The sequence below is a fragment of the Bradyrhizobium sp. BRP20 genome (genome assembly GCF_020194215.1).
GTDB lineage: Bacteria > Pseudomonadota > Alphaproteobacteria > Rhizobiales > Xanthobacteraceae > Bradyrhizobium > Bradyrhizobium yuanmingense.
This window is the reverse complement of sequence record NZ_JADYVY010000002.1, coordinates 721,283-740,072: the sequence shown is the minus strand read 5'-3', so window position 1 is coordinate 740,072 and position 18,790 is coordinate 721,283. Positions and strand designations below refer to the sequence as shown.

Here is an 18,790-nt window from a genome sequence, read left to right as displayed (position 1 = left end):
GCGGAAAGGTGACGGACTCAAGGCGATGGAACCAGAAGGTGCAAAGCGTCGCTTTCGCCATGACAGAGGTAAGCCCAGAGGAGGCCAAGATATCGCCACGCACGCCGTCCTGATGGCGCAGCACTACCTGACCAGTCGACCGGCGGCCGTGCCCCGGAAGCTGTTCAGCGTTCCCGGCGATGTGATCCATCGTCCAGTCCGCTGCCGCTCAACCCGGCACCCTGACACCCCACCGTTCCGCTTTGTCGCCGCACTGAGGAAAACGGTTCGGTTCAGACTTGGCGAAACACCAGTTTTTTCATATTGGCATGCTACATGAACGGCCAGCCGCCCAATCCGGGCGGCTCAAGACGGCCGGCTCAAGACGGTCCCGTAGCTCAACTGGATAGAGTAGCGGATTTCTACTCCGCGGGTTGCAGGTTCGAGTCCTGCCGGGATCGCCAGCTCGTTGCCTCGCCGCCGCTCTTCACGAACGCGTGGGTAACCATATGCCGGCCTTTGAACGGCGCCGATCAGCCCTATCTAAGCGCCGGGTGAGACGCGCCCGATAGGTTTGGGAATGCAGCAATCCGAATTGACGAGAATGGCGATCGCATCTGCGGTCGCGGTCGTTGCGATCTCGTATTTGGCGGTCGACGCGGGCTTGGTGAGCACCAATGCGGTCACGAGGCCCATCAAGGTGGTCCAGGCCTCGATCCTTGGCGCCGCAACGGGACAACGTCAGCCTGCATTTGCAGTTGAGGACTGGGCGCGCCGCGGTCACGACAAGCCGCGACTCGAATATTGCCTGGCGGTCGACTGATCGACGCGCCCGCCCTCCGGTCTATCCACAGCCTGCCCGCTGATGACCCCGCCACCACCGCGCAATGGCCGCGGTGAGATCGTCCCACACCTCCGTCGGCAGGTCCGGCACCGCCACCCGGACGCTGTACTGGTCCGTCGTCGCGTCGTGAAACCACTCGGTCGCGGCGAAATCGAAGCCGAAGCTGCCGGCGTGGCGGATGGGAAAGCCCGCGCGGCGCAATTCGCAGCTCATGTCCTCGGCAGCCTGCCGTGCTGCCGCCTCGTCGAGCGCGCGCCTTCCGCGAAGAGTCACGTAGAGGCCGTGAGCGAAGCGAAGCTGAGCCGAGAGCGCCGGGATCTCGGCGGCAAAGCATCGCGCCGAGCTGCGGCCGTTGCGCAAGATCGCCGCCACGCGCCGCTTCGTCAGCGCCCAATACGCCGCGCTGCCCGCGAAGGGCGGGAAGTGGGCCGGCAATGCCGCGCCGCCGAGCAGCCGCACTGCGTTGCGCGTTTCGAACGCGAGACGTGACCATTCAGCGTCCCCTGCCCGCGGTGGACGCTCATGCCCGCGCACGAAGACGGCCGAGCCGAGGCGGCCATATTCCGCTCCGAGCGAATCGAGCTTGTTGTGGCTTCGCACCAGCACCAGCGCAATTCCGTGTCGCCTGGCCCACCCCACGACGCGCCTGATGCGGCCCGACCTGCCGGCGAAGCACGTCGTATCGAAAATCAGGAGATCGAGGCCCGAGCCGTCACAGCGCAGCACCGCCTCGATGGCGCCGGCGACGGAGCAGGAATCCAGCAGCAGGATCCGCGGCGAGCTCACCCGTGCAAGCGCATCGCCGAGCGGCAGCGGCAAGGGTTCGATCCGCAAATGCGGCATGAAGTTTCGGATCAGCTCCAGCGTCTCGCCATAGCAGCCAGGCAGCACCAGGATATCCGCCTTCGCGACGATCCGCGCGGAGGCGAGCAGCACCGCGGAGATCGCCGCCATCCCCGAGGCAGTGTAGATCGCCGTGCTCGTCCAGCCGCCGTCGAGCTCGTAGAACGACGGACCGCGTACCGTGAGATCGGCCCGCTGGTAGTCGTAACTGAACTCGAACGGCCCGCTGGCGGGATCGGCCGTGTGCGACCAGGCGGTCTCGGTCGCCTTCCACTCGTGTAATTCATGCTCCGCCCTGAGCGCGGCAGTGATCTGGAATTTGGACCTGACGACGTCATCGACGGAACGCGGCGACGCCAAATCGAGCGGGTTTCTCAGGCCGTCGTTCAACAGCCTGAGTTCCCAGTGCTTGCGTTCCAGATAGGCCCGAACGGTCTCCATCGCGCTTCTTGACAGATCCAATCAGGCGTCAACGTCCGGAAATCCCAACGGGTCCAACGTGCCTGCTGCAACGAACCGGCGCCTTCGCAGTTGAAGCCATGCAAGGAGGACAGCATGGCTGACATCAGAGAGCACATGAAGATCATCGGCAAGGACGGCGCACATGTCGGCACCGTCGATCGTCTCGAGGGCAACCGCATCAAGCTGACGCGCAAGGACAGCCCGGAAGGTCACAAGGACCACCATCACTACATCGACACGAAATATGTCGGCGCCGTCGAAGGCGACGTGGTCAAGCTGTCGGTGAATGCCGACGCCGTCCCGAAGACCGAAGCTGCGTAAAACACTGAGCCCCTGCGGGGGCTTTTTGTTTGTTCACGGTCCGACTCCGCTTCGTTCGCGAGTACGAATCGCGACTGCAATTCGATTGCGCGGAGCATTCGTTAACGATGACTTTCTGCGGAAGGTCGCTGCAATGCGATCGGATTTCAGCGCTGCGGATTGACCGGGAACGAATGCGCGACCCGCGCGTTGGATGACCGAACTGAGTGGTGCCGACCCGCCAGCCCCGGTCGGCTTTGAAGGACCCCGTGCTTGTCCCCCGAGCACGGGGTTTTTCTCATCTCAGCGCTCTCGGGCCAAAGGCCTGCGCCCGGCTGGATGCGAGGGGCCGGCTTGCTCATCGTGCAGATCGCGGGCGAGTTCGTGCCATGCCAGGGCCAGCTGGATCAGCCGTTGCCTGTCGGCACCCTCGGCCTCCGCGGCGCGCTTCATAGCGGCCTCGGCCTCATGTTGCGGATCGTACTCGGTGTACATGCGCAGACTCTAGCCGGCCATCTGGACGAGTGCGTGGCAATTTCGTCCGTATGATTGCGGGGTAACGACCAGCCTTCCTGCACCGGTCTGTGAACCACGTCACAGCCTGTCCGCGACATCTCCGCTAAACTACGTGTCCAGGCTTCATGGGTGATGTCCGGTCATGACACGCAAAGCAGCAACCGAAGTCATCGTCCCGAGGCAGCGACATCGCGCGGACCTGCTCGGCATCGCCTATCTCGGCACCATCGGCGTCGTCATGGTGGCCTGGATCGCGGGCCTGGTCTGGGCCTCGATCGCATTCTTCGATTGGCTCGTGTCCTGACCGACCAAGGCATTGGCCTGCCAGCTGATCGCCGTTTTAGAGCAGGTAGGGCAACGCCTGCGAGAGTTTAATTCCGCCGCAAACGATCATGGCCCAGAGCGCCACGCTGATCTGGATGGCATCCAGCATGCACCACATCCCCCGCGAATCATCCCGTCATTTTTCTTTGAAATTGACGTGAGGGGGCGACGAGCACCAGAGCCAATTCATAGCAACCGCCGGCGTGCAAATGGATGAGGCGGGCCGAAGCCCGCCTCCAATGGTCCGATCCTGCCTGCAAAACTCAATAGCAGGCGCGGGGATCGGCCTGCACATATTGGCCGTTCGGATAGCGGTAGTAGCAGGTGCCCTGCGCCCAGTAATAGCCGGGCTGGGACGCCGCGGTCGCGCCAGCAATCGCGCCCGTCGCGCCGCCAAGAACCGCGCCTGCGGCGGCCCCGGTTGCATTGCCCGAGATCAGTCCGCCCAGCAGGCCACCGACGAGCGCGCCGCCGAGCGCGCTGGCGCCGGGATCGGCCGGCGGTGGCGGCGGAGGTGGCGGCGCATAGGCCACCGGAGGCCGGGCGTAGACCACCGGCACGTCGTCGATATAGTCCTCTGAAATGTAGGCGGGCGGGCCGGCCATACGCTGCGGATAATAATACCAGACGCCGCCAACGTCCCACCACCAGCCGGATCGGCCATGGCGGACGTCATGGCGCCAGCGTCCACCCTCCCAGGCAAGGTTGCCGCGATAGGTGTGCCCACCCCAATCACGTGTGGGAGCAGGACCGCGCGCGACGTGGCGTCCCGGCGGCGGGCCCCCGGCGTTGTGACCCGCATGGGGCTGACCGCCGGGCTGCGCAGGCCGGGTCGCTTGCTGCGGCGGAGGGCCCTTGCGCATGGGCGGATTGGCCTGTGGCGGCGCGCCTGCTGCCGGCCCGGCCGGCGGTTGGACGACCTCTTGCCGGGACCTGGCCTCTTGCGCCTGCGCCGACAGCGCGAGCAGCGACGTGGCCGAAACCAAGGGAATGAAGATCTTCAGATGTTTGGACGCACTCATGCGTGCTCGCCCCCTGCTCTCTCATGGCCGTGAATCCCGGGCGCGATCGACGAATCGCCGCGCGCTGGGCTGATGCCGGCCGAAATCACTGCCCTGCTTGATCGGCTAAGTCCCGTTACAAATGATTAAGATCAGGGCATTTTTTCGGCCCCATAGCCATGCTGTGGAGCGCGCCTAGCGAGCCGGCTCGATCACATTGCAATTGCTTCGCCCGGACATCAGACAATCCTGCATCTTGCTGGCTGCCGTCAGATCCCGGGCAAGCCACCAGCCGATGCCGAGGATCACGACCGCGATGATCAATCCTGCCAGCGCGCCGCGGCGGTCGCCGCCGGACGGAGGCTTGGGCTGACGGTTCGGTCGAGGATGGGGCTCCTCGCCCGGTTCGGATCTGGACTCTGGCTTCGACATGGCCGCCTGGTCACGCTGGCGCGCTGGCTTTACCACCTCTGCGGCGTCGCGTCACATCCGGATCGTCCGGCCCAATTCAGCCCCGGGTCTGCTGGATTGCATCCTTGCGCAAGGTTTCGACCGCCGGAATTGCCTCCTGAACGCGCGGTGCGCAGCTCGTGAGCACGAATGCGGTCTGGGTGCATTCCCAATCCGCTCCCAGCACGGCACTTTCGATGGGCTGCGGACGAGCCAGCAGCAGCGCGGCGCCGGCCACGCCTGCCAGGGCGACGGCAATCGCGAGCGCCTTCAGGCTTGGTCTTGAGATTGTCATGCCCGTGCTCCGTCTCGTACGGGGCGGACGCTAGGCGTCGCCCATGTGCTCCCTTATGAGGGACATCACAATTCGGCAGTTTTTTCGGGCTACGAGAGATCGTCGGGGGGCGATTTTTCGTTGACCTGATCGGCTGCGATTATGGGTGGCTTCGCGACGCGCGCCGATGTACACGCTTCTGCGTCGCGTGGCGCCTGCTATGCCCAGCCGACTTACCAACAGGCACCGATGTAGGATCGAAAGCGAGGAAGACAAGGCTCGTCGATGAGTGGATTCAGGGAACCCGGCTTTGCAGACCGGCAAAAGGCGGCGCAGGACGCCCGCAAAAATCTTTTGAACAAGTTCAAGTCGCAGCCGGGGCCCGATGATCCCGCGGTGGCGGCGAAGCGCGCCGAGCGTGAGGCCCTCGCGGCCAAGCGCGCCGAGGTAAAGGCCGCGCGCGAGGCCGAAAAGGCCGAACAGAAGCGCCTTGAGGAAGAGGCCAAGGCAGCCGAAGCTGCGCGGATCGCGCGGGAAGCCGAGGAAGCCGCCGAGAAGCAGGCCGCGCTCGAGGCCGAGCAGAAGGCCAAACGCGATGCGCGCTACGCCGCCCGCAAGGCTAAGCGCAAGTAAAACGCGCTGGTCACGTTCAATTGAACTTGAACTGAGCCATCATTCCGGCGGCCTCAAATGCCGCCGGAATTCGAGAGGACGCGGCCCGCCCAAGGGGCGTTGCGCGATGACGACCCGGGATCAGTTCTTCTTCATCATCCCGTCGTCCTTTTTCATGCCGTCCTTCGACATGTGATCCTTCTTCATGCCGTCGTCCTTGGACATGTGGTCCTTCTTCATCATGCCGTCCTTGGACATCGTGTCCTTTTTCATCATGCCATCGTCCTTGCCCATCTTGTCCTGAGCAAAGGCGGCCGGCGCAAACGCGAGGCCTAGCGAGAGAGCGGCAGCCGAGACGCCGAGCACGATGCGGGTGCGAATGGTCATGGTTCATCTTCCTTCGTGATTTGTTTGTCAGCGACGGACGCCGCTATCCTGTCTCGACGGATAGCCGTGTGGCGTTGTTACGCTGACCATCGATAAATTTCTGCGGCCAGCCGCCCTCGTTGATTGGCGAGCCCGCATGGATCGGATGTGCTGCAGCGCAGCACAACCGGCACTTGCCGCGGCACTCTGTCTCGAACTATCAGATGAAAGACCATCGGATGGAGACCGGCTTGGATTGGCCCCGCGGTCGCGAAGAACCCAGTTCAAATCACCTCTGCCAAAAACACTCCGAGAAACGCCCAAAGAAACGCCCAAGGGGATTACATCATGTTCACGCGCCGCCATCTGCTCGCGACCGCCGTCGTGGCACCTGCCATTCTCCGCTTCGGCACCGGCACCGCGCAGGCCGCGACCACGCTGAAGATCTCGCATCAGTTCCCAGGCGGCACTATCGACAAGGGCGATTTCCGCGACCGGCTGTGCCGCATGTTCGCCGCCGAAGTGAGTAAGCGCAGCAATGGCGACATTGCCGCCGAGATCTATCCGAACTCCTCGCTGATCAAGACCAACGCGCAGTTCTCCGCCATGCGCAAGGGCGCGCTCGATATCAGCCTCTATCCGATGCCCTATGCCGGCGGCGAAGTGCCGGAGACCAATATCGGCCTAATGCCGGGCCTCGTGACCAACTACGACCAGGGTCTGCGCTGGAAGAAGGAGCCCGTCGGCAAGGCGCTGACCGACTTCCTGGCCGACAAGGGCATCATCCTGCTCACCTGGGTCTGGCAGGCCGGCGGCGTTGCTAGCCGTTCCAAGCCGATCGTCGCCCCGGAGGACGCCAAGGGCCTCAAGGTGCGCGGCGGCTCGCGCGAGATGGACATGGTGCTGCAGACCGCCGGCGCCTCGGTGTTGTCGGTCCCGTCGAACGAGATCTACGCGGCGATGCAGACCGGCGCCTGCGATGCCGGCATCACCTCCTCGACGAGCCTGATCTCGTTCCGCCTGGAAGAGGTCGCGAAGTCGCTGACCTCGGGCGCGGGCGCCTCCTATTGGTTCATGCTCGAGCCGCTGATGATGTCGAAGGCGATCTTCGACAAGCTGCCGAAGAACCATCAGGACATCCTGCTCGCGGTCGGCACCGAGCTCGAAGCCTTCGGCCGCAAGGGCGCGCAGGATGACGACGTCGAGGTCGCCAAGGTCTATGAGAAGGCCGGGGCCAAGGTCTCGGCGCTCGACGCCGCCACCGTCGGAAAATGGCGCGACATCGCCCGCGACACCGCGTGGAAGGACTACAGCGCCAAGACCGCGACCGCCGCAAACCTGCTCAAGCTCGCCATCGACGTCGCAGCATGAGCCACGGTCCGCTTCCGGATCGTGACGACCGGACGAGCGTTGCCGCGGGGACCGGCCCTGCGGCAGCGATCGATCGCGGTCTCGCCGTCCTCAACAGCATCATCGTCGTGTTCGCCGCGATCGCACTGGTCGCGGCCTGCGCAATCCTGAGCTACAGCGTGCTCAGTCGCGCCTTATACAAGGCGGCCAATTACTGGCAGGACGAGGCCGCCGTATTCCTCCTGGTCGGCGCGACCTTCATGACGGCGGCCTATGTGCAGCAGAACCGCGGTCATATCGGCATCGAGGCCTTCGTCGGCCTGCTCTCGCCATTCGCGAACCGGGTCCGGCTCTGGCTGGTCGATGCCGCCACGTTCCTGTTCTGCGCCTTCTTCACCTGGAAGTCGTGGACACTGGCGCACGAAGCCTATGTCGACGGCCAGGTCTCGAACTCGATGTGGTCGCCGCCGCTCGCCATTCCCTACACGCTGATGGCGCTGGGGATGAGCCTGCTCTGCATCCAGATCCTCGTGCAGCTTGCGCTGCCTTTCGCCGGAGCCAAGCGGCCATGAGCGTTTTCGGTATCGGCGTCGCCTACGGCATCGTGACGCTGCTCGTGATGTTCTCGGGCATGCCCATTGCGTTCGCGCTCGGCGCGGTCGCGGTGGTGTTCATGGCCATCTTCATGCCCTCGGCCTCGCTCGATACGGTGACGCAGAACGTCTACGAGGAGATGGCCTCGATCACGCTGTTGTCGATCCCGCTCTTCATCCTGAAGGGCGCGGCGATCGGCAAGTCCCGCGCCGGCCAGGATCTCTATCTGGCGCTGCATGCCTGGCTGCACCGCGTGCCCGGCGGCCTCGGCGTCGCCAACGTGTTCGCCTGCGCGCTGTTCGCGGCGATGGCGGGCTCGAGCCCAGCGACCTGCTCGGCCATCGGCTCGGCCGGTATCCCCGAGATGCGCAAGCGCGGCTATTCCGGCGGCTTTGCCGCTGGCATCATCGCCGCCGGCGGTACGCTCGGAATTCTGTTGCCGCCCTCCATCACGATGATCCTGTTCGCGGTCGCCGCCGAAAAGTCGCTGGGACGGCTGTTCCTCGCCGGCATCGGGCCGGGCCTGCTGCTGGTCACGCTGTTCGGCATCTATGCCGTCATCCGCTTCCGCCAGGAATATGCGGCGGCCGAAGCGGTTTACAAGAACGGCGGGCCGGAGGCTGCGATCCTGACCCGCGACGAGTACACGCTCGCCGAACGCTTCAGCGTGCTGCCGCGCGTGATCCCCTTCGTGCTGCTGCTCACCGGCGTCATGGTCGCGCTCTATGGCGGCTATGCCACGCCGTCGGAGACCGCCGGCCTCGGCGGCCTCCTGGCGCTGGCGCTGATCGCTGCGATCTACAGCGTGTGGCGGCCGAGCGACCTCGCGCCGATCATGAAGTCGACGATCCGGGAATCGACCATGCTGATGATGATCATCGGCATGTCGCTGCTCTATTCCTACGTGATGAGCTATCTGCACATCTCGCAATCGGTCGCCGAATCCATCGTCGCGATGCACCTGCCGCGCTGGGAGCTGCTGTTCGCGATCCTCGTCATGGTCGTGGTGCTCGGCTTCTTCCTGCCGCCGGTCTCGATCATCCTGATGACGGCACCGATCATCCTGCCGCCGCTCCGCGCCGCCAATTTCGACATCATCTGGTTCGGCGTCGTCATGACCATCGTGATGGAGATGGGGCTGATTCATCCGCCGGTCGGCCTCAACATCTTCGTCATCCGCAACGTCGCGCCCGATATTCCCCTGCGCGAGGTGATCTGGGGTACGCTGCCCTTCGTGCTCTTGATGATGCTTGCAGTGCTGCTGCTGTGCCTGGTGCCGGGGATTTCGACCTGGCTGCCGGACCTCGTGATGGGGCCGGACGGGAGCAGGTAGAAGCGATCGCCGGCCTGTAGGGTGGATTAGCCGAAGGCGTAATCCACGTCTTCTGTCGCAGCGGAGACGAACAGCGGTGGGTTACGCCTTCGGCTAACCCACCCTACGATTTCTCCTTCCGCCGCGACTTCGGCGCGTTCGCCACCACCTGCAGCAGGTCTTTGCGCACGGCCTCGATGTGCCGCTCCAGGAAGCGGCAGGCCTCCTCTACTTTCTGCGCACGACAGAGCGCGATCAGATGGGCGTGCTCCTTCTCGGCAATGCCCATCGACTTGGTGTTGGAGAGTTGTAGCCGCGTGTAGCGGTCGCTGGTCTGCAGCAGCGACAGCACGATCGCGCGCGTGCGCGGCTGCGGGGCGTGGACGTAGAGCGCCATGTGGAAGTCGGCATTGAGCTGGCCCCATTCACTGATGTTGCGCGCCTTGATCGCCTTCTCGAAGCTCCGGTGGATGTCGTCGAGCCCGTCGAAATCCTGCGCGGTGAAGCGCGGCGCCGACTGCGCCAGCAGTCGCGGCTCCAGGATACGGCGGAGGTCGAACACGTCGTTGATCTCGTCCAACGACAGCTCCGAGACGATGGCGCCCTTCTGCGGCACGATGCGCACCAAGCCTTCCGCCTCGAGCTGGAACAGCGCCTCGCGCACCGGGATGCGGCTGACGCCATAGGCTTCGCCCAGCGCGTCCTGGCGCAGCTGCGATCCGGCCGGATAGGAGCCGTCGAGGATTGCCTGGCGGAGCTGGTCGACGATCGCAGCCGACAGGGTGCGATGCTTCAGAGGCTGTTTCATCTGATCGTCCGTTGTCCTTCCCGACTCGTGCGGCCGACGCGGTCCCTGTCTTGCATGTCGAGTTGTCCGGCAAAAGCCGGGGCGCCACAAGCATAATGCCCAGCAAACGCGCGCCCTGCCGCCGAAATGACCGCAAACTCCGTTTGACTCCCAAAATGTATAAATTATACATTTGGCGATCGCACGACAAATCTTCAGGGGGTTGGGGCCTCTTTCATGATCGAGCAGACCATGCCGGCCACGCGCGCACTCAGCCTCCGACGCATGATCGTCCGGATGTCGAGTGCCCTGCTGGCCTGCGAGCGGCTCGCGCTGATGGGCCTGATGTACCTGCTCACCGGCCTGATCCTGGTGAACGTCGTCACCCGCTACTCGCATTTCCCGATCTACTGGATCGATGAATCCGCCGTTTATTGCGTGGTCTGGCTGACCTTCATCGGGGCATCCGCGATGACGCGGCTGAGGCTCGATTTCGCCGTGACCATGCTGACGGAGCGACTTTCCGGTCAGCACCAGAAATTTGCAAAAGTGATCTCGACCGGCCTCGTCGTGGTGTTCGGCGTCGCCCTGATCGTCACCTGCGTGCTCTGGATGGACCCGGTGGGCCTCGCCCGCGCCGGCTTCGACGGGCGTAAGCTCGCCGCCGAGACCTTCAACTTCCTCTACACCGAGCGCACGCAGACGCTGAACTGGCCGACCTGGGTGCTCTATCTGACGCTGCCGATCTTCGCGGTGTCGATGACCGTACATGGTCTCGCCAACCTGCTGGAAGATCTCGAGCTGGTCCCGCGCACGCCGCCGAAGGGCTTCCAGCTCTCCGAGCTCGACGGGGTCAATTGATGATCACGTCAGCAGCCTTCATGGCCTTCATGCTGGTCGGCGTACCGATTGGCCTCTGTCTCTGCCTCGCCGGCCTCGTCTACATCGCCGCCTCGGGCAACCCGGTGCTGTTCCAATCCTATCCGCTGCAGCTGTTCGGCGGCGTCGACAGCTACGGCCTGATCGCGATCCCGCTCTTCATCCTGATCGGCGAGATCATGAATGGCGGCGGCATCACGCGGCGCATCGTCGACATGGCGATGGCCTTCGTCGGCTCACTCAAGGGTGGTCTCGCCTACGTCAACATCCTCGCCAACATGTTCATCTCGTCCATCCTGGGATCGGCGACCGCGCAGGTCGCGATCATGGCGCAGATCATGGTCCCCGAGATGGAGAAGAAGGGCTACGACAAGACCTTCGCGGCCGGCCTGACCGCCTATGGCGGCATGCTCGGCCCGATCATCCCACCCTCGGTGATGTTCGTGGTCTACAGCGTGCTGGCGCAGGTCTCGGTAAGCGACATGCTGATCGCCGGCATCGTCCCGGGCGTCATCCTCACCGTGATGTTCTGCCTCGTCATCGCGCTGATGGGCTACATCTACAACTATCCGCGCGCGGCCTACCAGACGCCGCGCCAGCGCGTGATGACCATCCTGCGGACCTCGCCGACGCTGCTGATCCCGATCGTCATCGTCGGCACCATTCTCGGCGGCCTCGCCAACGCCACGGAATCCGCGGCCGTCGGCGCGGTGGCTGCGGCCCTGGTCGGAAAGTTCTGGACCAAGGAGTTCAAGTTCTCGCAGCTGCCACAGATGATGCTGCGCAGTGCGATCTATTCGGCGATCGTGCTGTTTCTGGTGGCGGCCGCCGCGGTGTTCTCCTGGGTGCTGATCTTCGGCAAGGTGCCGCAGGAGACCGCCGCCTGGATCCAGACCGTCGCCAAGGATCCGGTCAGCTTCATGCTGATCTGCAACGTCATCCTGCTGCTGATCGGCACTGTCATCGACGGCATTCCCGGCTTGATCATGACGGTGCCGATCCTGCTGCCGGTCGCAACCGAGATCTATCACATCGACCCCCGGCAATTCGGCGTCGTCGTGGTGATCAACCTCGTGCTCGGCCTTTTGTCGCCGCCGGTCGGGCTTTGCTTCTTCGTCGCGGCCGCCGTCACCGGCGCCAAGCCCGGCAGGATGTTCATGGTGACGCTGCCCTTCTTCGTCATCGCCTGCATCCTCCTGGTGCTGCTCTCGCTGTACCCATCGCTCTCGCTGATCCTCGTCAAATAGGCCCAAAGGAGTCCCACGATGCCGCTTTCACGCCGCCACTTTCTCGCCGCCAGTGCCGCCGCCTCGGTGTTCGCCCCGTCGCTGGCGCTCGCCCAGGCCAAGGAATTCCGTCTCGGCCTGATCACGCCGAACGGCCATTCCTGGAACAAGGCCGCGCTCAAATTCGGTGACGAGCTCAAGGCCGCCACCAACGGCCGCCTGACCTTGACCGTCTTCCACGCCGGCCAGCTCGGCAACGAGACCGCGATGATGCAGCAATTGCAGTCCGGCGCGCTCGACATGGGCTTCATGCAGGCCGCCGAGCTCGGCTCGCGCGTGCCGCACATCGCCGCGATCAACGCGCCTTACATCGTGCGCTCGACGCCGGCGGTGGCAAAGTTCGTGCGGCATCCGGCGGCGGTGAAGTTGTTCGAGGTGCTGCCGCAGGAGACCGGCACGATCGGGCTCGGCTGGGGCATCACTGGAATGCGCGCGGTGTTCTCCTCCAAGGACCTGAACACGCTCGCCGACATCAAGGGCATGAAGCTGCGCATCAACCCGACCCCGGTCTATCGCGACTTCTATTCCTCGCTCGGCGCGGCGCCGACGCCGATCCCGACGCCGCAAGTGTTCGACGCCATGGCCAACGGCCAGGTCGACGGCCTCGAAGCCGATCTCGAGTTCTCCTGGAACCAGCGCTTCGACAAGGTGTCGAAGGTGATCCTGCAGATGAACGCCGTCTTCATGCCGATGGCCGCGGTCGTCTCCGGCCGCGTCTGGCAATCGCTGCCCGCCGCCGACCGCGAGCTGATCACGAAAACGATCAAGACGACGCTGGACGCGCAGATCGACGAGCTCGCCGGCAACGAGCCCACGCTGATCGAGAATTTCAAGAAAGCACCAATCCCGATCCGCCAGGTCGACGCCAAGGACACCGAGGCCGTGATTGCCGAGTTCGACAAGATCTGGCTGCCCAAGGCCCCCGTCCTCGCCGAGCTGCGCAAAGTCGGCGCAACGCTCTGATCCCGTTCCCCATCCCTTTCACAAGAGCCGGCGGCTCCAGCCCCCGCCGGCATATTTACCTGGAGTCAAACCATGAGCCGCCGCGTTGCCTGGGAAGGCGTCTTCCCGGCCGTCACCACCCAATTCCACGACGATCTCTCGCTCGACATCGACGCGACCGCCAAGGTCATGGACGGATTGATCCGCGACGGCGTCTCCGGCCTGATCGTCTGCGGCTCGGTCGGCGAGAACACCTCGCTCGAGCGCAAGGAGAAGGTCGCGATCATGGAAGCGGCGAAGTCGGTCGCGAAGGGCCGCGTGCCCGTGCTGTGCGGCATCGCCGAATTCACCACCGCGTTTGCGGTGGAGACCGCGCAGGAAGCCGCACGCGTCGGCATCGACGGCGTCATGGTGATGCCGGCGCTGGTCTATTCCTCCAAGCCGCACGAGACCGCCGCGCATTTCCGCGCCGTTGCCTCCGCGACTGACCTTCCCGTGATGCTCTACAACAACCCGCCGATCTACAAGAACGACGTTACGCCCGATATCCTGGCCTCGCTCGCCGACGTCGAGACCGTGGTCTGCTTCAAGGATTCCTCCGGCGACACCAGGCGCTTCATCGACACCCGCAACATGGTCGGCGATCGCTTCGTGCTGTTCGCAGGTCTCGACGACGTCATCGTCGAGAGCGTCGCGATGGGCGCCGTCGGCTGGGTCTCCGGCATGTCCAACGCCTTCCCGCGCGAGGGCGAGACGCTGTTCCGCCTCGCCAAGGCAGGGCGCTTCGCCGAGGCGATGCCGCTCTACGAATGGTTCATGCCGCTCCTGCATCTCGATGCCCGCCCGGACCTCGTCCAGTGCATCAAGCTGTGCGAGCACATCATGGGCCGCGGCACCGCCCTGACCCGTCCGCCCCGCCTGGCACTGCTGCCGCAGGAAAAGGCCGAGGTCGAGGCCCTGATGGCCAAGGCGCTGAAGAACCGCCCGCGCCTGCCGGATGTCGGGCTGAAGGCGGCTTGAAAACTCTCTCGGTCGTCATTGCGAGGAGCCCTTGCGACGAAGCAATCCAGACCGCCTCAGCGGAAAGACTCTGGATTGCTTCGCTTCGCTCGCAATGACGGAGAACTAGGAGACAGCCCGCTTCTTCTTCGCGTTCAGCGCGGAGGCCACGCGGCTCACGGGCGGCTTGCCGAGCACGCCGCTCATCGCGTTCGTCGCCGCCAGCAGCTTCTCCATATCGACACCCGTCCTGACGCCCATACCCTCCAGCATGTAGACGACGTCCTCGGTCGCGACGTTCCCCGTCGCGCCCGGCGCATAGGGACAGCCGCCGAGCCCGCCGGCAGCGGCGTCGATGACGCGGACGCCCTCCTCCAGCCCTGCATAGAGGTTGGCGAGCGCCTGGCCGTAAGTGTCGTGGAAATGCATCGCGAGCCTGGCTGCGGGAATGTTGGCGGCAACCGCGCGCAGCATCTCCTTGGCCCTGGCTGGCGTGCCGACACCGATGGTGTCGCCGAGCGAGATCTCATAGCAGCCGAGATCGAACAGCGTGCGCGCAAGATCCGCCACCGCCTTCGGCTTGATCTCGCCATCGAACGGACAGCCCAGCACGCAAGAGATATAGCCGCGCACCTTGACGCCATCCTCCCTGGCGCGCGCCAGCACCGGCTTGAAGCGCTCGATGGACTCCGCAATCGTGCAGTTGATGTTCGCCCGGGAAAACCCCTCGGAGGCCGCCGCGAACACGGAGACCACTTTCGCGCCCGCGGCACGCGCGGCGTCGTAGCCTTTCTCGTTCGGCACCAGCACGTGGAATTCGGCGCCCTTCACATGCGCGACGCCGCGCAGCACGGCATCCGAGCTTGCCATCTGCGGGATAGCCTTGGGCGAGACGAAGGCGCCGACCTCCACGGTATCCAGCCCGGCCGCCACGAGCGCCTCGATAAAGGCGATGCGCGCCTCGACGCTGACGGACGTCTTCTCGTTCTGAAGGCCGTCGCGCGGCCCCATTTCGATGATGCGGACCGGATCGCTCATCTCATTTCCCTGCAGGTTCGACCATAGCGAGCTCGACGCCCTCCTGCACGATGTCGCCGACCTTGCACTTGATGGATTTCAGCACGCCGGCATAGGGCGCGCGCAGCGTCTGCTCCATCTTCATCACTTCCAGCGTGAGGATCGGCGCGCCCTTCTCCAGCTCGGCCCCCTCCTCGGCCAGCACTGCAACCACCGTGCCCGGCAAGGGTGCTGCGATCTTGTCCTCGCCGACATGCTCCTCGCTCTCGCCTCCGAACGGATCGACCCAATGCAGGTCGAAGCGGCCGTTGCGCGTGCGCAGGTACAGCTCATGGCCATTGATGACCGCTGCCACCGACGATTTGACGCCGTCGAGCGTCAGGTCGAAGCCGCCATCCTTCGCAGCGATCGTGAACGCCAGCTCGCGCTCGCCGATCACCAGCGTCGACGGTCCGCTGCCGTAGTTCAGCGTGATCTTCTGCTCCGGACCATGGCCGACACGGAAGGCAAAGCTGCGCTGGCGGCGACCGACCGGCTGCCAGCCGAAGGTCTGCCAGGGCGAACTCGCCTGCGCATGCGCGGTCTGCCGCTCCTCGTTGACGATGGCGGCAACTGCGGCGCAGAGCTCGAGCTCTCCGGGCGCCGGCGCCGCGGCGGTCAGCACCGCCAGCTCGCGCTCGATGAAGCCGGTGTCGATCGCATTCGCCCGCACCTTCGGATGCGTCATCAGCGCCGACAGGAACGGGATGTTGGTGACGATGCCGCGGACGTCGGACTCCTCCAGCCCGCGGTTCAGCCGCTCGATCGCGACGTCCCGCGTCGGCGCCCACGCGATCACCTTGGCGAGCATGGCGTCATAATACGGCGAGACCGTATCGCCCTCGCGATAGCCGGCGTCGATGCGCAAGCCCCCGGTCTCCGCCGGCAACCGCCAGGTCGAGATCCTGCCGACCGACGGCATGAAGTTCTTGGTCGGGTTCTCGGCGTAGACGCGCGCCTCGACGGCATGGCCGTTGAGCCTGATCTCATCCTGCTTGAGCGGCAGCGCCTCGCCGAAGGCAACGCGCAGCTGCCACTCGACCAGGTCGATGCCGGTGATCAGCTCGGTGACGGGATGCTCGACCTGCAGGCGCGTATTCATCTCGATGAAGAACACGTCCTTGCCGTCGGAGACGAACTCGATGGTGCCGGCACCGACATAGTTCACCGCGCCCGCCGCTTTTCGCGCGGCGGCGCAGACGGTTTCGCGCTGCGCAGCATTGAGCGTCGGTGATGGCGCCTCCTCGATCACCTTCTGATGCCGGCGCTGGAGCGTGCATTCGCGCTCGAACAGCGAGAGCAGATTGCCATGGCTGTCGCCGATGATCTGCACCTCGATATGCCGGGGATTGTCGACGTACTTCTCGATCAACATGCGGTCGTCGCCGAAGGCGGCCTTCGCCTCGCGCTTGGCGCTGACGATCGCCGGCGCCAACTCATCGGCGGACCGCACGATGCGCATGCCGCGCCCGCCGCCACCGGCGGAGGCCTTCACCAGCACGGGAAAGCCGATCTTGTCCGCCGCCTTGGCGAGCGTCGCCTCGTCCTGGGCCTCGCCGTGATAGCCTGATACCAGCGGCACGCCGGCCTTCTCCATCAGCTCTTTCGAGCCGGATTTCGAGCCCATTGCCGTCATCATCCCGGCGGTCGGCCCGACGAAGACGAGGCCGGCGTCATAACAAGCCTGCGCGAACTCGGCATTCTCGGAGAGGAAGCCGTAGCCGGGATGCACGGCCTCCGCTCCGGTCTTGCGCGCGGCCTCGATCAAGCGCTCGATATTGAGATAGCTGTCGCGGGCGCGGGCGGGCCCGAGCAATACGGCCTCATCGGCGAGCGCGACATGCATCGCCTCGCGATCGGCCTCGGAATAGATCGCGACCGTGCGCAGGCCCATCGCACGGGCGGTGCGGATGACGCGGCAGGCGATCTCGCCGCGGTTGGCGACCAGGAGCGTGCGGAAACGCCGGTAGAGTTTTGAGCGGTCCATCGCATCACATCCTGAACAGGCCGAATTTCGTCGGCTCGAGCGGCGCATTCGATGCCGCCGAGAGGCCAAGGCCGAGCACGAGACGCGTGTCGGCCGGATCGATCACACCGTCGTCCCACAGCCGCGCGGTCGCGTAGTACGGGTGGCCCTGGCTCTCATATTGCGCGCGAATGGGCTCGCGGAACTTGTCTTCCTCTTCCCTGGACCAGCTGTCGCCCTTGGCCTCGATATTATCGCGTCGGACCTGGCTCAGCACCATCGAGGCCTGCTCGCCGCCCATCACCGAGATGCGCGCGTTCGGCCACATCCAGAGGAAACGCGGCGAGTAGGCGCGGCCGCACATGCCATAATTGCCGGCGCCGTAGGAGCCGCCGATCACGACGGTGAACTTCGGCACCGAGGCGGTCGCGACCGCCGTCACCAACTTGGCGCCGTCGCGCGCGATACCGCCGGCCTCGTATTTCTTGCCGACCATGAAGCCCGTGATGTTCTGCAGGAACACCAGGGGAATGCCGCGCTGGCAGCACAGCTCGATGAAATGCGCGCCCTTCAGCGAGCTCTCGCTGAACAGGATGCCGTTGTTGGCGATGATGCCGACCGGATAGCCCCAGATATGGGCGAAGCCGCACACCAGCGTCGTGCCATAGAGTTTCTTGAACTCGTCGAACTCGGAACCATCCACCACGCGGGCGATGATGTCGCGCACGTCGAACGGCTTGCGGCCGTCGACCGGCACCACGCCGTAGATTTCCTCCGCCGGAAACAGCGGATCGCGCGGCTTATGCATGTTCAGGTTCGGCCGCACGGAAGGCTTGAGCGTGCCGACGATACGCCGGGCGATGCCGATCGCATGCGCATCGTTCTGGGCGTAGTGATCGGTCACGCCGGACTGCCGCGAATGCACGTCGGCGCCGCCGAGCTCCTCCGCACTGACGACCTCGCCGGTCGCGGCCTTCACCAGTGGCGGGCCGCCGAGGAAAATGGTGCCCTGGTTGCGCACGATGATGCTCTCGTCCGACATCGCCGGCACATAGGCACCGCCGGCGGTGCAGGAGCCCATCACGATCGCGATCTGCGGAATGCCCTGCGACGACATCTGCGCCTGATTGTAGAAGATGCGGCCGAAGTGCCGCTCGTCCGGAAAGATCTCGTCCTGCAGCGGCAGGAAGGCGCCGCCGGAATCCACCATGTAGACGCAAGGCAGATTGTTCTGCCGCGCAATGTCCTGCGCACGCAGATGCTTCTTCACCGTCATCGGGTAGTAGGTGCCGCCCTTGATGGTGGCGTCATTGGCGACGATCACGCATTCGCGGCCCGAAATGCGCCCCACCCCCGTGACGACGCTCGCCGAATGCACATCGCCGCCATAGAGGCCATAGGCCGCGAGCGGCGACAGCTCCAGGAACGAGGTCCCGGGATCGACCAGGAGGTCGACGCGCTCGCGTGCCAGCATCTTGCCGCGCGCGGTGTGGCGCTTGCGCGAAGCCTCGCCGCCGCCGCCGGCGACCTCGCTGAGTTTCTCACGCAAGTCCGCGACGAGGCCGCGCATGGCCTCGGAATTGCGTGCAAAATCTGATGACGACGGATCGATGCTGGAATAAAGCGGCATGGTGTTTCCAATGGGGTG

Annotated in this window: 21 protein-coding genes and 1 tRNA gene; 12 read left to right on the top strand and 10 right to left on the bottom strand. The window is 64.9% G+C overall.

Annotation, left to right across the window (positions count from 1 at the left end; all coding sequences use genetic code 11):
• Positions 1 to 366: 366 nt before the first annotated feature.
• Together I6F33_RS08290 and I6F33_RS08285 are read left to right on the top strand one after the other, a co-directional pair.
• Positions 367 to 443 (top strand) — tRNA-Arg (locus I6F33_RS08290).
• A gap of 140 nt (positions 444 to 583) precedes the next feature.
• Positions 584 to 802: a hypothetical protein gene (locus I6F33_RS08285; protein ID WP_225112821.1), complete on the top strand. Its 219-nt coding sequence runs from the start codon at positions 584 to 586 to the stop codon at positions 800 to 802.
• 21 nt (positions 803 to 823) lie between these two features.
• Here the strand turns inward: I6F33_RS08285 and I6F33_RS08280 are convergent, their stop codons facing one another.
• Positions 824 to 2,107 carry a hypothetical protein gene (locus I6F33_RS08280; RefSeq protein ID WP_225141889.1) on the bottom strand — a complete coding sequence of 428 codons (1,284 nt, stop codon included), beginning with the start codon at positions 2,105 to 2,107 and terminating at the stop codon, positions 824 to 826.
• A 114-nt stretch (positions 2,108 to 2,221) separates the two neighbouring features.
• On the opposite strand from I6F33_RS08280, the gene I6F33_RS08275 reads away from it, so the two are divergent.
• Positions 2,222 to 2,449: a DUF2171 domain-containing protein gene (locus tag I6F33_RS08275; RefSeq protein ID WP_025036201.1), complete on the top strand. Its 228-nt coding sequence runs from the start codon at positions 2,222 to 2,224 to the stop codon at positions 2,447 to 2,449.
• A 282-nt stretch (positions 2,450 to 2,731) separates the two neighbouring features.
• Here the strand turns inward: I6F33_RS08275 and I6F33_RS08270 are convergent, their stop codons facing one another.
• The gene (locus I6F33_RS08270) at positions 2,732 to 2,923 is read right to left on the bottom strand and encodes a hypothetical protein (RefSeq protein WP_074447952.1); all 192 of its coding nucleotides are present in this window, start codon (positions 2,921 to 2,923) and stop codon (positions 2,732 to 2,734) included.
• Between the two features lie 163 nt (positions 2,924 to 3,086).
• On the opposite strand from I6F33_RS08270, the gene I6F33_RS08265 reads away from it, so the two are divergent.
• On the top strand, positions 3,087 to 3,248 hold the full coding sequence (locus I6F33_RS08265; RefSeq protein ID WP_035999590.1) for a hypothetical protein: 162 nt from the start codon (positions 3,087 to 3,089) through the stop codon (positions 3,246 to 3,248).
• A gap of 283 nt (positions 3,249 to 3,531) precedes the next feature.
• Here the strand turns inward: I6F33_RS08265 and I6F33_RS08260 are convergent, their stop codons facing one another.
• The 3 genes from I6F33_RS08260 to I6F33_RS08250 all read right to left on the bottom strand — a co-directional run bounded on the left by I6F33_RS08260 (position 3,532) and on the right by I6F33_RS08250 (position 5,014).
• Entirely contained in the window at positions 3,532 to 4,290 is a 759-nt protein-coding gene (locus tag I6F33_RS08260; RefSeq protein WP_225141888.1) for a hypothetical protein, read from the bottom strand.
• A gap of 174 nt (positions 4,291 to 4,464) precedes the next feature.
• On the bottom strand, positions 4,465 to 4,701 hold the full coding sequence (locus I6F33_RS08255; RefSeq protein ID WP_146207736.1) for a DUF2273 domain-containing protein: 237 nt from the start codon (positions 4,699 to 4,701) through the stop codon (positions 4,465 to 4,467).
• 76 nt (positions 4,702 to 4,777) lie between these two features.
• On the bottom strand, positions 4,778 to 5,014 hold the full coding sequence (locus tag I6F33_RS08250; RefSeq protein ID WP_035999592.1) for a hypothetical protein: 237 nt from the start codon (positions 5,012 to 5,014) through the stop codon (positions 4,778 to 4,780).
• Positions 5,015 to 5,278: 264 nt separating this feature from the next.
• Between I6F33_RS08250 and I6F33_RS08245 the strand changes: the two genes are divergently transcribed.
• Complete coding sequence (locus I6F33_RS08245; RefSeq protein ID WP_225141887.1) at positions 5,279 to 5,626, top strand: DUF6481 family protein; 348 nt, start codon at positions 5,279 to 5,281, stop codon at positions 5,624 to 5,626.
• 120 nt (positions 5,627 to 5,746) lie between these two features.
• Here I6F33_RS08245 and I6F33_RS08240 read toward each other — a convergent pair whose 3' ends face one another.
• Positions 5,747 to 5,992: a pentapeptide MXKDX repeat protein gene (locus I6F33_RS08240; protein ID WP_035999609.1), complete on the bottom strand. Its 246-nt coding sequence runs from the start codon at positions 5,990 to 5,992 to the stop codon at positions 5,747 to 5,749.
• Positions 5,993 to 6,319: 327 nt separating this feature from the next.
• Between I6F33_RS08240 and dctP the strand changes: the two genes are divergently transcribed.
• Genes dctP through I6F33_RS08225 form a run of 3 tightly spaced genes read left to right on the top strand, consistent with a single transcriptional unit; the run spans position 6,320 to position 9,248 of the window.
• Positions 6,320 to 7,342 (top strand): TRAP transporter substrate-binding protein DctP, encoded by a 1,023-nt coding sequence (gene dctP / locus I6F33_RS08235; RefSeq protein WP_225141886.1) that lies wholly within the window; start codon positions 6,320 to 6,322, stop codon positions 7,340 to 7,342.
• Positions 7,339 to 7,893, top strand: coding sequence for a TRAP transporter small permease (locus tag I6F33_RS08230; RefSeq protein ID WP_057029145.1), 555 nt, complete (start codon positions 7,339 to 7,341; stop codon positions 7,891 to 7,893). The genes dctP and I6F33_RS08230 overlap by 4 nt, the downstream gene beginning before the upstream one ends.
• Positions 7,890 to 9,248 carry a TRAP transporter large permease gene (locus tag I6F33_RS08225; protein ID WP_225141885.1) on the top strand — a complete coding sequence of 453 codons (1,359 nt, stop codon included), beginning with the start codon at positions 7,890 to 7,892 and terminating at the stop codon, positions 9,246 to 9,248. Before I6F33_RS08230 ends, I6F33_RS08225 begins: the two co-directional genes overlap by 4 nt.
• 103 nt (positions 9,249 to 9,351) lie before the next feature.
• Here the strand turns inward: I6F33_RS08225 and I6F33_RS08220 are convergent, their stop codons facing one another.
• Positions 9,352 to 10,035, bottom strand: coding sequence for a GntR family transcriptional regulator (locus I6F33_RS08220; protein ID WP_225141884.1), 684 nt, complete (start codon positions 10,033 to 10,035; stop codon positions 9,352 to 9,354).
• A 231-nt stretch (positions 10,036 to 10,266) separates the two neighbouring features.
• On the opposite strand from I6F33_RS08220, the gene I6F33_RS08215 reads away from it, so the two are divergent.
• The 4 genes from I6F33_RS08215 to I6F33_RS08200 all read left to right on the top strand — a co-directional run bounded on the left by I6F33_RS08215 (position 10,267) and on the right by I6F33_RS08200 (position 14,141).
• Positions 10,267 to 10,875, top strand: coding sequence for a TRAP transporter small permease (locus I6F33_RS08215; RefSeq protein ID WP_035999731.1), 609 nt, complete (start codon positions 10,267 to 10,269; stop codon positions 10,873 to 10,875).
• The gene (locus I6F33_RS08210; protein ID WP_036045581.1) at positions 10,875 to 12,140 is read left to right on the top strand and encodes a TRAP transporter large permease; all 1,266 of its coding nucleotides are present in this window, start codon (positions 10,875 to 10,877) and stop codon (positions 12,138 to 12,140) included. Before I6F33_RS08215 ends, I6F33_RS08210 begins: the two co-directional genes overlap by 1 nt.
• 18 nt (positions 12,141 to 12,158) lie before the next feature.
• Positions 12,159 to 13,142, top strand: a complete 984-nt coding sequence (locus I6F33_RS08205; RefSeq protein ID WP_225141883.1) for a TRAP transporter substrate-binding protein — start codon at positions 12,159 to 12,161, stop codon at positions 13,140 to 13,142.
• A gap of 72 nt (positions 13,143 to 13,214) precedes the next feature.
• A complete protein-coding gene (locus tag I6F33_RS08200) occupies positions 13,215 to 14,141 on the top strand; it encodes a dihydrodipicolinate synthase family protein (RefSeq protein WP_057029142.1) in 927 nt (308 codons plus the stop codon).
• Positions 14,142 to 14,246: 105 nt separating this feature from the next.
• Here I6F33_RS08200 and I6F33_RS08195 read toward each other — a convergent pair whose 3' ends face one another.
• From I6F33_RS08195 to I6F33_RS08185, 3 genes are read right to left on the bottom strand one after another with little or no spacing between them, the layout of a single operon-like run.
• Positions 14,247 to 15,158: a hydroxymethylglutaryl-CoA lyase gene (locus I6F33_RS08195; protein ID WP_225141882.1), complete on the bottom strand. Its 912-nt coding sequence runs from the start codon at positions 15,156 to 15,158 to the stop codon at positions 14,247 to 14,249.
• A 1-nt stretch (position 15,159) separates the two neighbouring features.
• Entirely contained in the window at positions 15,160 to 17,163 is a 2,004-nt protein-coding gene (locus I6F33_RS08190) for an acetyl/propionyl/methylcrotonyl-CoA carboxylase subunit alpha (protein ID WP_225141881.1), read from the bottom strand.
• A gap of 4 nt (positions 17,164 to 17,167) precedes the next feature.
• Entirely contained in the window at positions 17,168 to 18,772 is a 1,605-nt protein-coding gene (locus I6F33_RS08185; protein ID WP_225141878.1) for a carboxyl transferase domain-containing protein, read from the bottom strand.
• Positions 18,773 to 18,790 lie beyond the last annotated feature (18 nt).